Annotated in this window: 14 protein-coding genes and 1 pseudogene; 6 read left to right on the top strand and 9 right to left on the bottom strand. The window is 32.4% G+C overall.

Translation table 11 applies throughout. The features are described 5' to 3' along the window. Window positions 1-7: 7 nt before the first annotated feature. Together OZP09_RS13095 and flxA are read right to left on the bottom strand one after the other, a co-directional pair. A complete protein-coding gene (locus tag OZP09_RS13095; RefSeq protein ID WP_281309507.1) occupies window positions 8-1,213 on the bottom strand; it encodes a WG repeat-containing protein in 1,206 nt (401 codons plus the stop codon). Window positions 1,214-1,296: 83 nt separating this feature from the next. Next, window positions 1,297-2,817, bottom strand: a complete 1,521-nt coding sequence (flxA, locus tag OZP09_RS13100) for a flexirubin biosynthesis tyrosine ammonia-lyase FlxA (protein WP_269234169.1) — start codon at window positions 2,815-2,817, stop codon at window positions 1,297-1,299. Window positions 2,818-2,918: 101 nt separating this feature from the next. Between flxA and OZP09_RS13105 the strand changes: the two genes are divergently transcribed. Next, window positions 2,919-4,169, top strand: a complete 1,251-nt coding sequence (locus OZP09_RS13105) for an NAD(P)/FAD-dependent oxidoreductase (protein ID WP_269234170.1) — start codon at window positions 2,919-2,921, stop codon at window positions 4,167-4,169. Window positions 4,170-4,192: 23 nt separating this feature from the next. On the opposite strand, the gene OZP09_RS13110 is transcribed toward OZP09_RS13105, so the two are convergent. Together OZP09_RS13110 and OZP09_RS13115 are read right to left on the bottom strand one after the other, a co-directional pair. Next, on the bottom strand, window positions 4,193-4,798 hold the full coding sequence (locus OZP09_RS13110; RefSeq protein WP_269234171.1) for a hypothetical protein: 606 nt from the start codon (window positions 4,796-4,798) through the stop codon (window positions 4,193-4,195). 182 nt (window positions 4,799-4,980) lie between these two features. After that, on the bottom strand, window positions 4,981-6,591 hold the full coding sequence (locus OZP09_RS13115; RefSeq protein WP_269234173.1) for a hypothetical protein: 1,611 nt from the start codon (window positions 6,589-6,591) through the stop codon (window positions 4,981-4,983). A gap of 254 nt (window positions 6,592-6,845) precedes the next feature. On the opposite strand from OZP09_RS13115, the gene OZP09_RS13120 reads away from it, so the two are divergent. Both OZP09_RS13120 and OZP09_RS13125 read left to right on the top strand, forming a co-directional pair. Beyond that, window positions 6,846-8,120: a Y-family DNA polymerase gene (locus OZP09_RS13120; protein ID WP_269234174.1), complete on the top strand. Its 1,275-nt coding sequence runs from the start codon at window positions 6,846-6,848 to the stop codon at window positions 8,118-8,120. Further along, the gene (locus OZP09_RS13125; protein ID WP_269234175.1) at window positions 8,111-8,551 is read left to right on the top strand and encodes a LexA family protein; all 441 of its coding nucleotides are present in this window, start codon (window positions 8,111-8,113) and stop codon (window positions 8,549-8,551) included. Before OZP09_RS13120 ends, OZP09_RS13125 begins: the two co-directional genes overlap by 10 nt. Before the next feature lie 52 nt (window positions 8,552-8,603). Here the strand turns inward: OZP09_RS13125 and OZP09_RS13130 are convergent, their stop codons facing one another. Further along, window positions 8,604-8,978: a hypothetical protein gene (locus tag OZP09_RS13130; RefSeq protein ID WP_269234176.1), complete on the bottom strand. Its 375-nt coding sequence runs from the start codon at window positions 8,976-8,978 to the stop codon at window positions 8,604-8,606. 153 nt (window positions 8,979-9,131) lie between these two features. Here OZP09_RS13130 and OZP09_RS13135 point away from each other — a divergent pair, with 153 nt between their 5' ends. Both OZP09_RS13135 and OZP09_RS13140 read left to right on the top strand, forming a co-directional pair. Beyond that, window positions 9,132-9,368 carry a hypothetical protein gene (locus tag OZP09_RS13135; protein WP_269234177.1) on the top strand — a complete coding sequence of 79 codons (237 nt, stop codon included), beginning with the start codon at window positions 9,132-9,134 and terminating at the stop codon, window positions 9,366-9,368. A 131-nt stretch (window positions 9,369-9,499) separates the two neighbouring features. After that, on the top strand, window positions 9,500-9,829 hold the full coding sequence (locus OZP09_RS13140) for a hypothetical protein (RefSeq protein ID WP_269234178.1): 330 nt from the start codon (window positions 9,500-9,502) through the stop codon (window positions 9,827-9,829). Window positions 9,830-9,914: 85 nt separating this feature from the next. Here the strand turns inward: OZP09_RS13140 and OZP09_RS13145 are convergent, their stop codons facing one another. Then, window positions 9,915-11,120 (bottom strand): hypothetical protein, encoded by a 1,206-nt coding sequence (locus tag OZP09_RS13145; protein ID WP_281309508.1) that lies wholly within the window; start codon window positions 11,118-11,120, stop codon window positions 9,915-9,917. 118 nt (window positions 11,121-11,238) lie between these two features. On the opposite strand from OZP09_RS13145, the pseudogene OZP09_RS13150 reads away from it, so the two are divergent. Further along, window positions 11,239-12,099: pseudogene (locus tag OZP09_RS13150) on the top strand (IS256 family transposase); the annotation flags it as partial. Window positions 12,100-12,186: 87 nt separating this feature from the next. Here the strand turns inward: OZP09_RS13150 and OZP09_RS13155 are convergent. The 3 genes from OZP09_RS13155 to OZP09_RS13165 all read right to left on the bottom strand — a co-directional run bounded on the left by OZP09_RS13155 (window position 12,187) and on the right by OZP09_RS13165 (window position 14,668). Then, entirely contained in the window at window positions 12,187-13,047 is an 861-nt protein-coding gene (locus OZP09_RS13155) for a hypothetical protein (RefSeq protein ID WP_281309509.1), read from the bottom strand. A gap of 217 nt (window positions 13,048-13,264) precedes the next feature. Next, window positions 13,265-13,732, bottom strand: coding sequence for a hypothetical protein (locus OZP09_RS13160; RefSeq protein ID WP_269234184.1), 468 nt, complete (start codon window positions 13,730-13,732; stop codon window positions 13,265-13,267). A gap of 156 nt (window positions 13,733-13,888) precedes the next feature. Continuing rightward, window positions 13,889-14,668, bottom strand: coding sequence for a hypothetical protein (locus OZP09_RS13165; protein WP_269234185.1), 780 nt, complete (start codon window positions 14,666-14,668; stop codon window positions 13,889-13,891). Between the last annotated feature and the right edge of the window lie 3 nt (window positions 14,669-14,671).

Below are 14,671 nucleotides of genomic sequence, written 5' to 3' on the forward strand. Positions count from 1 at the left end.
TACCTTATTATTTCTTTTTTTTGGGAGCTGATTTTCCTGCAGAATTTGTCGATTTGGTTGCCGATTTAGGTTTTTCAGCAGGGACATTTCTTTCAGCGGATTTAGAAAATAGTTCAGCATTTTCAAACCACTGATTGCTTAATACGGTTCCGTCAGGTTTGAGAAAACCCCATTTTCCTTCATTTTTTACTCTTGCGAGACCATCAATGAATCCCTTGTCCTGCTGAACAAAAAGGGCTGCTATTCCATTTGCAGTAATGCCGTATTGTGTTGGGATGACTAATTTTCCACTTTCATTAATGAATCCCCAATTGCTTTCTTTTACAGGAGCGAGACCATTTGAAGCGAAAACTTCTGCATCACTGTATGTTGGCGGAATTACAAAATCTGCTTTTAGATTAATATAACCCCATTTTGATCCTACCAGTACTGGTGCCAGATTTTTTGAGAAAGCTTTCGCTTTATCATATATTGGCAGAATAACCCAGTTTCCTTTTAGATCAATGAATCCGATTTTTCCGTTTTTTTTGGCAAATGTCAAATCCTGTATTTCAAAATCCCAGATTTTTTCGGCACCATCAACCGGAGTAAATTTACCATTGCTTACGATTCCAAAAGTTTTGTCTTTTCTGGCCCAGGTTGTGTTTTTAAAATAATTCCCTATTTCGGCATAAGCAGGTTCTACTAATTCTTTTCCGTCAGTATTTATAATTCCCCAGTTTTTGTTCAGCTCAACTCTGGCATAACCGTTTTCAAAAGGTTTGATCTGATCGTATTTTGGTTCTAAAACAACAGCCATTTTAGAATTGATTAACCCAACTTTGTTTCCTTGTTTTATAAAAGCTACGCCGTCATTAAAATCATATAATTTTTCAGAAGCAGGTGCTTTTAAGATTTCTCCTTTTGTATTAATATAAACCCAGTCTTTATCTTTTTGAACAATTGCAATTCCGCTGTTAAAATCTTTGGCATTTTTAAAATCTGCCGGAATTACCCAGGTTCCTTTTGCATCAATAAAACCCCATTTTCCATCTTTTTCGACAGCAGCCAGACCTTCAGAAAAACTTTTGGCAGATTTGTACTGAGGCTCAATCTTAAAAGAACCATCTTTAGCGAGATATCCAATTTTTGAATTCTTTTTAACTAATGCCAGTCCCTGACTATTAACAAATTGAACACCTGCCAGTAACAAAAAAATAAATACTTTTTTCATGATTTTAAAATTCAATGTTTAAAAATATAAAAGTTAAACTCGTTGGGGCATAAAATTTTAAATACACTATTCTGTATAGAATATTAACTGTTGATCAAATAATCTTTTACTTGCTGAACAAAAGGATACATGACCTGATCTTCTTTAAATGTTGGAATTATTTTTCGAACATCATCATACCATTTTTTAGAAACCGATGAAATTTTATCTTTTTGTTGTAAATAATCAATGGCCTGAACAATGGTAATTAATTCGATTGCCAATACTTCAAACGCGTTTTCGATAACTTTTGAAGTAATTACAGCCGAGTTGGTTCCCATGCTTACAATATCCTGATTATCGTTGTTGTTTGGGATACTATGAACATACATTGGGTTTGATAACATCTGGTTTTCGGCAGTTGTTGAGGTTGCAACGAACTGAACACCCTGCATTCCAAAATTAAATCCTAAGGTTCCTAAATTTACAAACGGAGGCAGTAATTCGTTAATTTTTGAATTTAATAAATAATTCAATTGACGTTCTGCCAGCATTGTTAATTTGGTAATCACGATTTTCAGCTTATCCATTTCAAGTGAAATATAATCTCCGTGGAAATTTCCGCCGTGATAAACGTGCTGGTTTTTTACATCTATAATAGGATTGTCGTTTGCCGAGTTAAATTCGTCTTCTAAAATGGAAGCTACGTTATTAATGGTTTCCAAAACAGGCCCCAAAATCTGAGGTACACATCGTAAAGAATAATACTCCTGAACTTTTTCTTTGAAGATTTCTTCGGTATTTTCACCGGAATATAAATGATCTTCTCTTTTACGTATCAACGTACTGTCAGAAAGGTTTTGGCGCATTTTTAAAGCTACTTCCTGCTGTCCTTTATGACGTTTGGTCTGGTTTAATTCTTCTGAAAAATGATCGTCATATGCCTGAACCAGTTCGTTTATCGCGCAGGAAGCTTTTAAGGACCAGTCTAATAATTTATTGGCATGATGTACATTTACAACGCCAATTCCGGTCATAACAGAAGTTCCGTTTATTAAAGCCAGCCCTTCTCTGATCTCTACCTGAATTGGTTTTAAACCTTCGATTTCAAAAACTTCGGGAGTTGGTCTTCTTTCTCCTTTATAAAAAACTTCGCCTTCGCCAATTAAAACTAAAGCTAAATGAGATAATTGCACTAAATCCCCACTGGCACCAACTCCGCCATGTTCGAAAATTAAAGGCGTGATATCTCTGTTGATCAATTCAGCCATTAAATGAATAACGGAAGGATGAACACCGGAATTTCCTAATGATAATGAGTTTAAACGCGCTAAAATGGCTGCTTTTGCACAAACAGGACTTAAAGGTTTTCCTGTTCCTGATGAGTGGCTTCGGATTAAATTATATTGCAGCTGAATCTGGTCAGACTCTTTAATTCGATACTGGGCCATAGGACCAAAGCCCGTATTTACACCGTATATAACTTTGTTTCCTGAAAATTCTTTTAGGAAATTAAAACTTTCACTAATGCGGTTTAGAACTAAATCGCTAATGACAACTTTCTGGTTTCCAAATATAATAGCCTCAAATTCGGCCAAACTTAAATATTCATTAATTGTATTCATTAAACTCGTTTTGATTGCGCTAATTTAATTTTATTTATCAAAATAAATGTAGTTATTTTGATGATGGCAAATGTAAGTTAATAAATCAGAACATTTCTATTATGACAAAGGAGTTTGTAGACGTTTTAATCATAGGTGCAGGACCATCAGGATGTGTTTCGGCATCCTATCTTCATATGAATGGTGTTAAGATAAAAGTGGTTGAAAAAACAAAGTTTCCAAGACTAGTTGTGGGTGAGAGCCTTATCCCGAGGGTTATGGATCATTTTGCGGAGGCTGAGCTTTTTGAAAGTTTAGAGGCGATGAATTTTGAAAAGAAATTAGGAGCCCGTTTTATAAGAGGAGAAGAAATTTGCGTTTTTGATTTCAGCCAGAAATTTGGTGAAGGCTGGGACTGGACGTGGCAGGTGCCAAGAGCGGATTTTGATAACACCATGGCACAGGAAGTAATTCGAAAAGGTATTGATCTGGAATTTGAAACAGAGGTTCTGGAAGTTTCCTTTGAAGGGAAAAATTCTAAAACCATCGTAAAAGATAAAGATGGAAACCTAAAGGAAATCCATGCGAAATTTATTATTGATTCCAGTGGTTACGGACGTGTTCTGCCAAGACTTTTAGATTTGGATACGCCTTCGAAACTCGATCCTCATTCGTCTATTTTTACGCATGTAAAAGATATAAACAGAGAAGAAGGTGAGGAGGGAACACAGATTTCGTTCGATATTCTGGAAACTGAAGTCTGGCTTTGGGTAATTCCGTTTTCGAATGGAAATACCAGTTTAGGAGTTGTAGGGCCAACCGATTTTATCAATTCGCTTTCAGAAAATAAAGATAATGCGGAGGCTTTGCGAAATGCGATTCAGAAATCCGATTATTATATTAAAAGATTTAAAGGTACTGAATTTTTATTTGAACCTGTAAAACTGGAAAATTATTCAAGAGCCGTAAAAAGAATGTACGGAGACGGTTTTGCCTTAACGGGAAACAGCTCCGAATTTTTGGATCCTGTATTTTCATCCGGAGTCGCTTTTGCAACTGAATCCGGAATGCTGGCAGCAAAATTGTACCTGAAAGAAGCTCAGGGAATTCCTGTTGACTGGGAAGTAGAGTTTACGCAATACATGAAACGCGGTATTGCTGTTTTTACTACTTATGTACAGGAATGGTACACCGGAAATCTTCAGACGCTGTTTTTTCATCAGCCTGAAAACGCGGATGTGAAAGAAAAAATATGTTCAGTTTTAGCTGGTTATGTCTGGAACGAAGAAAATCCGTTTGTGAAGAAACATGACCATGTCATTAAAAATATGGCCTATTTACTCAATATGCAAAAAGAACAAAGCCCTGAATAATCAGGGCTTTGTTTTTACTATTACTATTTGTAGGCTTTCTTTGCAATTAGTTTGGCAAGTGATTTGGCTGTTTTAGCATAACCTTCACCGATTCTTGATTCATTGCTAAAATTATTTCCCCATTGATCTCCTGGTGCTTCTTCGCTTGTGATTTCCAACAAAACATTTGATTTATTGGCCGTTTCAACAAATTTTAAATTGGTTGTAACTTTTGCTGGCTGTTTCATGACTCCGGCATCCCATCCCGGATAGATCCATACCGTTTTTACTACTAAGGTATAAGGAGTTTTTACGCCTTCCTGAAAATTTAAATCCTTATGTTCTTTAGTTAGTACTACATTAGCAATTTCTAAAAATTTAGGAGTCCATATTTGTTCTTTGGCAGAAATCCATTTTTTCTCCCAGATGTTTCCGTTTCCTTTTCCTTTTTTGTCTAAATCGGCTTTATGTTCTTCAACATACTGAGCTTCTGGTTTGTTTTCTTTCATCATAGTAAAATTACTATAATCAAATTCTACGTTAACTTCTTTTTGTGTTTTTAAAAAATCAAAATTTCCGTTTACAACTTTCATGTCCTGAGCAAATGTAAATCCTGAAACGAATAACAATGCGAATACTATTTTTTTCATAATTACGATTAGTTTAGATTTCAAATGTAAATATTTTTTTAAATAACAACCATTTTTTTGAATATTTATGTAGGTTTTTTAGCATTACTTATTGATGATTATAATTATAGATTAAATAATAAAGCCATTCCGGTATTAGGAATGGCTTTGGTTTCTCTTTTTTGAGAAGTATGTTTTAAAGTTTATTTTAAAGTTACTTTTATCATAACATCTTCTTTTTTCTTTTTGTAAGCTTCAAAGACAAAAGTTGTATTATTTGTTTTAACTATACGGTCTGTCGAAAATTGATGCAATTCGAAATCTTCTACTTCCCTTGCATTTAAGATGGAGCCTTTCTTAATTTCTCCATTAACATCATTAATTTTTACAGCTGTTAAGTAACCGCCATGTCTGTCAGAGTGCATTGCCGGAGTTTTATCTATTGGAAGATCGATATTTTTGACATTGTCTAAAAAGACGAAGAAATTATCGGTATCATTACTAAAGAATTTATAAGACATTCCGCCCTGACCGGCAAACCCTCTTTGATATTTAGGAATTTTTTTCATCCATCCTAATTTGCCGTCAGGATTAATTTTTGTAACAACAATGTCTGTATATATATAACTGGTTGAAGTGTATGTACTCATCGAGCCGTTAGAGAAACTGGTTGTGGTTGTTGTAATTGTATATTGTTTTTCTCCTGCCAAAATAATACTGCCATCTTCACGGACAACAAGATCTGTAATTTTTAAATCGCTAATTTTAGCACCTTCGCCTTTTTCTTCTTTTTTGGCATTTTTCTTTTTCTCTTTTTCAGAAGCATATTCATTTATTAAATCTAAAGGAATTTCATATGTAAACTGATCCGTAAGACTGCCATCTTCTTTCATTTTAAACAGGATTATTCCATCGCAGTTTTGTTCAAAATGTTTGCCTTTCCCATTGTTATAGTATCCGCCAATAACAGTACCTCCTTTTGGTGAATCAAACATCCAGAGTCTTGTAATGAATTTTTCTTTGTTTTCGATTTTTGTAATATTCAGTTTTTCAGAATCTGCTCTAAGAGTAAACAATTCAATATGATAATTTGCAACAGTATCATTTTTGCTTTTTTTATCATCGTCACTATCATCATGATATACTTTTGTTAACATAAAAAGATTTCCCTTATTGTCAATTTGATAATCCAGATTATCCATGCGGCGTTCTGTATAAGGCATGGTGATTTCTTTATTGGATATCTTATTTAAATTGCCATCAAAAGAATGTAAGCCTATAATATCAAAGCTTTTTTTGTCATTTTTGAATTCTGGTTTTTTGCGATATTTTACTAAAAGAGATTTCTTGTCTAATGTTGGAAGAATTTCAAATTTACCGTAGGTCACGCGACCTTTTACATCAAGAAATAATCTTGGACTCCCTGAAAACTCACCTTTTGCAAAATCTATTTCCTGAACGAACAATTGTTCTATTTCGTTGTCTTTGTCGAATAAGGAATAAAAAACATAGAATTTATCATTGATTTCTTTAATTCCTTCAATTAAACGGCCTTTCGGGAAATATTTTTCATATTTTTTTTCAGAAATAAACTCAGGTTTATCAGCATTAAATTTCTGAATATAGATGTCTTTATCATCAAATTTAATTGACATTACTTCATTACCCTGTGAGAAGTATCTTTTTAAGTCGGCATCTCTCACCCTGTACGGGTTGCTTACATCATATTTATAATCATTTGATAGTTCTTTCTGCGAATGGGCCTGCAAAATTGGTAATAAAATCAGGAATGTAAAGAGTAGTTTTTTAATCATAGATTATAATTTGAAATGTTAAATAAAGCCTTTTTGAGGGTTTAAAAGTAAATAAATCCAAATCATAAACACTAGATTTATTAATATATATCATGTTAATTTTTTTAATCATTCTATTTCAGATAGTTAACTTTTGATGGGGTTTGAATAAATGTGATTTTAATCTTTTTAATATGAGATCTAATTTAATATCGAGGCCAAAATTTAACGCTCCCATTCAAAATGCATATTACACTATTGCGTAATTTTGCAGTATGTATGCTTTAGTCGATTGTAATAATTTTTATGCTTCATGTGAACGTGTTTTCCAGCCGGGATTCAACGGAAAACCTGTTGCGATATTATCGAACAATGATGGTTGTGTGATTTCGAGAAGCAATGAGGCTAAAGCAGCTGGCGTTCCTATGGGTGCGCCGGCATTCAAGATCCGGGAATTGGTAAAAGAAAAAAATGTCAAATTGTTTTCGTCGAATTATCCTTTATATGGAGACCTGAGCAATCGTGTAATGGAAATTTTGAGACAGTTTACCCCGAATGTCGAGATTTACAGTATTGACGAAGCTTTTCTGAATTTTGATGGTGTGGGTGTTTTGGATTATCAGGATTATGGACTTCAAATGAAATCCCGTATTCAAAAATGGCTTGGGCTTCCGGTTTGTATTGGCTTTGCCGAAACAAAGGCTTTGTCAAAATTAGCTAATAAAATTGCCAAGGAATTTCAAGACAGAACCAAAGGTGTTTATGTGATCGATACCGATGAAAAACGGATCAAGGCTTTGAAATGGACTAAAATTGAAGATGTCTGGGGCATAGGTTACCGTACCAAAAAGAAAGCCAAACTTCGAAATATTAATACAGCTCTCGATTTTATTGATCCTGTGCACGAAGTCTGGATTAAGAAAGAAATGGGAGTGATTGGTCTTCGGCTGAAATGTGAACTGGAAGGCAAATCGGTTTTGGAATTAGAACCTTTGCCGGAGCAGAAAAAGAGTATTGCAACTACGAGAAGTTTCCCTAAACAAATTTCTGATTTTGATTTACTGCGTGAGCGTATTGTTACTTTTGCCTCTGTTTGTGCGGAGAAACTACGCAAGCAAAATTCCTGCTGTCATACCATTATTGTTATGCTGGTGATAGATAAACATTTGGTAAAATCATCCCAATATTATTTTAATATGGCTGTAACACTGCCGTATGCTACTAATTCAACTTTGACTATTTCCAATACGGCTATCGAAATGCTGAAGAAATTACACAAAGGAAACGAAGGAATCCGGTTTAAAAAAGCTGGCGTTATAGTGACCGAACTGATTGATGAGGATAAAAAGCAGTTTCAGTTGTTTGAGGAAGAAAACCCGAAACATCTTGCCCTGATGAAAGTAATGGATCAGCTGAACACCAAAATAGGAAACCGGAAAGTAAAACTGGCTTCGCAAAACCTTAAATTAACCTGGAATATGAAGCAGGATCATTTATCGCCTAAATACACAACCGATTTTAGTAAACTTCTGGAAGTAAAATGTCTGTAAAGAAAGAAACAAAACTGACCTTTTTTCAGCCTGATTTTGAAAGTGACATCAGGATTCCTTATATCAGTGAGGGTGTTTCGGCCGGTTTTCCGTCGCCGGCTGCTGATTTTATGGAAAGCAGTATTGACCTGAATAAGGAATTAAGCGAAAATCCGCTGGCTACTTTTTACATCAGGGTAACAGGCAATTCGATGATTGATGCAGGTATCAACGATAAAGATGTTTTGGTAGTTGACCGAAGTCTCGAGCCACAAAATAATAAAATTGCGATTTGTTTTATCGATGGCGAGTTTACCGTAAAACGCATTCAGGTCGAAAAAGACTGTTTGTACCTCATGCCCGAAAATCCAGATTACAGCCCCATAAAAGTTACCGAAGAGAATCAGCTTATTATTTGGGGAATGGTTACTTATGTGATTAAGAAGGTGTAAGATGCCTTATTTGATGTAATAAGAAATGTTGTTAAAAGAAAGTTCTTTAGTGTTATTTCTTTTTCTTATCCTCTAATTTCTTTTCGATAATAGCGACAATTTTATCTGTAGTCGCTTCTTTGTCAAAGTATTTTAAGAAAGCTTCGTATCCGGGATCTGAATTTTGGTACACTGAATTTGGGTCACGCAAAATATTATTTTGATCCTGTTCAATTTCTATATCTCCTACCCCGGTTAAAACCCAGTTTATATTTAAATTAGGATAAACCTGCATAATTTTTTTCAAAATATTCATTCCCAATGACCTTGAATTGGTTAAAATTGGATGCAAAGAGGTGTATAATATATCATTTTCTATACAGAACTGCCTAAGGTTAACTTCCTTGCTTTCAATGTAGTAGCGTAATCTCTCGCCTTCTGTTTGCATTTTTTTTAAATTTTTGTATTAAAAATGATACAATATATTAATAAATGATATATATTTGAAGTAGTTACTTCGTAGTAAAATCGTAGTAAAAATACAATAATTATATGATTCTAATAATACTTATCTATGATTACAGCCGCACAAAGGAATAAAATGAAGAAAGTCTTTAAAACAGGCTACTCAAAAGAGGTTAAAAAGCTTTTAGAAGAGAAAGAGATCTGGAACAAAAAAGGGCTTCCGTTTAGCAATTCTTATATCACTCATGTTTTTAATGGCAGAAATACGAATAATGATATTGAGGAAGCAATCATTGAATTGTATCAAAAAAGATTATACGAAGAAACTAAGATCACATTACGCAGAAAAGAAATTTTCGGCAAAAAAATATAGCTGCAGGTGTAAATATAAAATGATGCAGAAAAGAAATATATCAGCTTAAAATCTACAATGGATTTTAAAAGTAAGTACAAGTCTAATCAGGATTAATTATCAAAGTTACAAATCAAATAAATCGAGTAATTATGGCAATAATAAAAAATGAAAGTTTAGAAAACATGGGTTACTTCTCAGATAAACATGGTGCATTAACGAATTTTATTTTTGAAATTTTATCTGTTGAATACAGGGATAATCTGTACGGCTATTTTAAAATAAAGATGACAAACGATAATTCAGTATTTGTGGTTATTGATAATCTCAGCATTTGTGGTAAATTTTCAGATAGTTTTCCGGACCGGGTATTAGAAGAGGGTTCCTATTTCTGCCATCCGGATTTGAGCCATGAACTTGTACTGGATATTTTTAGTTATGAATTTGATTTGTATAAAAGCAGATTAGCAAAATCTGCATAAAAAGGATGTGTTTGCCGGTTTGGAAATGCTGTGTTTTGCTTTTGAATCAAATCATTGAATATTATAAGGTCCTAGGTTTTTTTGTTCATTTTTTTACGACATACATACTTGAAAACTTATTCTTATTATCAAACATTAGCTGTATTTTTAAAACAGCATTCTTAATTTCAATGTAATTTGAAAATTTTAAATCGTCATAATTTTCAATCTGGCTTTTATCCCATTTTTTTACTATTTCTTCTTTTGTAGAAAAGGGTTTTAATCCATTTTCAAATGAAATTTCGACACTCTTGAAGTCTGCTACAGAATAGGCATTTACAATATTGTACTTTGGATTTTCATTGCTTTTTTTGGTGATATCAAAAAAGAAATAGAAATTATTGTAATCATTATCGTAAGTAAGTTCACTAATATCACCATTGCTACCTTGTATGACAATATTCCGTTCAAAATTTTTACTGGTTTTGGATTTTGTAAAATCAGTTTCATTCGATTTTCCAATTGTAATATCATTTATACTCCAATCGTTATGGATCGTAAGAACAGGTTTGTTCTGTATGTTTTCAGGCTTTGTAGAATTAATAAGTAACTCTTTAAAATAATTTTCATTATTACATCCCCCAAAATCTATCCAACCATTGTAAGTGTCCCAATAACAGGTTTTCGATAATTTTGTGTTCTTTAAAATGGTTAGCCTGCTATAATCCGGTGCATAAAAAATATACTTCCCCTCTTTTTTAAAATTCCAGTATAAACCGTTATCTGTGTTGGGATTTTTTGTGCCTTTTCCATATTTGTTTTCAAGTTTTTTCAGGATTTCATTTTTAAATTCAGAAGTTTTCATTTCTATCCTAAAACCATACAAATAATTATCTGCCTTGTATTTTTTAAAAAGCGGAGCCAATTGCTCTTTCTTTTTTAAGGTTATAAAATCCATATGACCTCCACCGGATTTTGTAATACTGTCTGTTTTTAATAATTCTGAGTTGATTTGAAAATATACTGTTTGCTTTTTTAAATCCAGACCATCAAAAGTGTATTTCGTTGAATTATCAATTTCTGCCAATAAGCAAAATGGATATTCAAGCGTTTCAACTCCAATATAAATAGAATCGTTGAAATCAATTATGCTTTCAAATTTTTCATTCAATTTCAGATTCATCAAATCTACTGTTTCAACTTTTTCTTGTTTTTGGCAAGCAATTAAAGTGGTCATTAAAATAATAGCTGATGTAATAATTAGGTGTGATTTCATTGTTAATAATTTCAATTCAGGTTTTATTAAAGTCATGATTTTATTTAGCTTATTTTGAAGTGGTTTGATACAATTACTCCAGCTGATTTTGTAGTTCGATTCCTTATGAGCATTTAATTTTTTCTTAAGAAATTTTAATTTTTATAATACATGAATGACTGTTAGTGATATTGAAGAACAAATAAGAGAAGTCTATAAATTTGACATATCAACCTCCACTATTTCCAGAATTACCGAATCAGTTTCCAATGATATAACAGCTTGGCAAAATCGCCCGTTAGAATCTGTTTATTTAATCGTTTGGATGGATGGGATTGTCTTTAAAGTTCGAGAGAACTCAAAGGTTATTAACAAAACTATTTATCTTGCTGTTGGTCTGAATCGAGAAGGAAAAAAAGAAGTTTTAGGCATGTGGTTAGGCAAGAATGAAAGTGCCAGCTTTTGGTTAGGGGTTTTAACAGATTTAAAAGCCAGAGGTGTTGAGGATATATTAATTACAGCTACAGATAACCTAAACGGCTTTACTCAGACTATTAAAAATGTATTCCCTGAATCACAGACTCAAATCTGTGTAGTACACCAAATACGTAACTCAGCGCGTTATGTAGTATGGAAAGATAAAAAGGAGTTCTCTAAAGATATGAAGCAGATTTATGATGCTCCAACTAAAGAAGCTGCTAAAGCTGCTCTTGAAGATTTTGCCTTTAAATGGAATCAAAAATATCCTTATGCCGTTAAATCCTGGCAGGAAAACTGGGAAGAACTTACAGTCTTTTTTGACTTCCCTATAGAAATTAGGAAAATAATTTATACCACTAATCTAATTGAAAATCTAAATGGAAAGGTTAGAAAATACACCAAAAATAAATTATCATTCCCCACAGATGAAGCTGTTTTAAAATCTGTATATTTGGCTTTAAGAGAAGCTACCAAAAAATGGACAATGCCAATCCATAATTGGGGATTAATACTCAATCAGTTCTTAACTATATTTGAAAAAAGGGTTCAACTTTAATTAAAAAGTCAAACCCCGTTATTTTTAAACTTACACACTTTTAAGGACAGTGTCGAATAGAAGTCTATTTGAGGGTTTTAAATGATTCTATCTAATAATTTCTAACGGCAAACCTCTTTCTTTTCTATGAAAATATACATTTAAACTAAAACCTATTGCTTCTTCATTTTTTATCTTAGGATCATATCTAAATCCAGGTAACTCATAAAGCATTCTAACACTTGCTAATTTTCCATTAGCATAAAGTTCCAACTTGTAAAGATTATTAGGTAAAGGAAGTATGTATTTGTCTTGAGGAAGAAATGGAGGTTCATCACTAGATGGCAAATACAATGATTTATTTAATTCTGAATCTCTTATTTTGAATTTTTTTTTATAATTTTCCTGATTAGACGTTTGATAAATAGTCGCAATCTCCTCGTTACATTTAATAATTTCTTTATATAGTTCGTCGCTATCTTCTTTTGATAAATCAACAGAGTTTTTCCAAGCTGAAAAGTTAAAAGGCAATTCTGCTTCAAAAACATCTTTCATTATATAAATAGGTAATTTTTTCTTGTCTAAAAATGTAATTTCAATTTCTTTAGAAACTAATTCTTGTGGGACATACTCTAAAATAGCCTCAGATTTAAAAATTTTAATTTTAATAAAAGCTTTCTCTAAAATTAAAGTACTGTTTTTTAAAGGCATTACTTTTATTTCAAAATGTTGTAATCCGTTTTCTATAATAAAAGGATTTATAGGCCATTCTATGGTTGCAGTACTAGCAGTATTAGCTTCTTCAAAATGATTATAGGCTGGAACACCATTCACTGAAAGTTCAACTGAACATCTACTTGATGTTATTTCTGCAATATAATATGGATTTTTTATCATGTTTTGTTTTTTTTCTTGCCCTGATGTAGTGAATATTACTACTATTATCAGTAATGTTGTTATTTTTATCATTGGTTTTTTAGACTTTTACCTATCTTCAAGTACACTTATTTTTTTTGTTTTAAATTGAACCATCTCTTTTATAAATTCTTTCTACAGTTCTATCATATCTATCATATAGAATTTTCCAAGGTAATCCCACGGATCGAATTGTTTTATAATAAGGAATTAGAGAGCATCTTCTTTGACTCTTTTATTATACTGGTACAATAATTACAATACGGTAAAATCAAAAATTAACTTCTGGTTTTTTATCCTGAGCTATACAATGATTTTTTATTATATCATTAGTTACCTCTATATATTCTCCAATACTCGCTGAATTTTCATCAATTCCTAATCTTTTTTCGTAGTTTTTAATTGCATTACTTAACATTTTATGATGTTCTTCAAAATATTCGGGAGAATAATTCCCCATCCTTACATCATATTTTTTATCTAATATCAATGTGCATGAATCAGAAAGGGTATAATGTGAATAGTTGAAATATTCACAAAACGAAATGTTTTTTTGATCTAAACTATCTAATAATTTATTAAACACGGCTAGAGTGTCTTTTTGTATGTGCACCTTAGAAAGTATTTCTTCTCTAAAAGTATCATTTACTTTTAATTCTTTTTTACAGCTTATTAATGCAAAAAAAGCGGCAAGTACTAATAATTTATTGGTCTCAGATCGGGGTTTAAAACCCTGCAATTTATTGCAGTACTTTAGTAATGCGAAAAAATCTAATCTTTGACTTTTGATAATATTTTTAAATAAGTTTTTAAAATGGAGAGACTTTTAGTCTCTCGTCAAAACAAACCTCTGCACTTTCAGTGCAGAGTGGTTTAGTTTTCATATTTTGTATTTTTATATAATCTCAAGTTCTGTTTTTCCTTTTGGGATATAGAACATCTGATCAATCATAAGTTCTTCTTTTGTCTCAGGATTATACAAATAAAAAGCAGGTTCTCCGTTTAGTTTTTTGAATGTTGCTAATTTGCCATAACCATAAAATCTTAAAATAGTATCTTTAGGAAAAGGCATTACTTTAAAGCCATTTTTAGCATCTTCAAGCAAACCGTTAATTCTGGCATTCGATTCAGAATTGCTTAAGTACATGGATGTCGCCATGTTTTTTTCTCTGACTTTAATCTTTTCTGCGAACTCGCTATATTTTTCCTCTTTAAGCAAATTTGCCAGTTTATCGTATGCTGTAATAATTTTTTCTTTAAAATTTTCTATATCTTCCAGGTTTTCACCATCAGTCCATTTTGTTAATGAATAGGGTATTTCAGCTTTGAATCCTGTTGAGGTTTCCAAAATTGGAATCTTTTGATTTTCTTCAACCTTTTGAAAAGCTGTTTCCGGAAAATCCTTGATATGTTTAAATTCGTTATTTGCTACATCATATAACCTGATATTAAATCTCAAAGAAGCTTCAGGATGTAAACTTTCTTGTCCTGACAGCGGTTTTATGATAGCTTTTACAAACTGTTCTCCGGAATTATAAATAGCATAATTAACAGGGACATTGGTAGCGATTTGCCCCTCGACTTCCATTGTTAGTACAGGAATATCGTTAATCAAAATTTCAAAATTGCAGGCTGCGACTGAAAAGTCTAAGGTGTAATAGGGCTCGTATATCATTGT

The organism is Flavobacterium flavigenum (genome assembly GCF_027111255.2).
Classification (GTDB): Bacteria; Bacteroidota; Bacteroidia; order Flavobacteriales; family Flavobacteriaceae; genus Flavobacterium; species Flavobacterium flavigenum.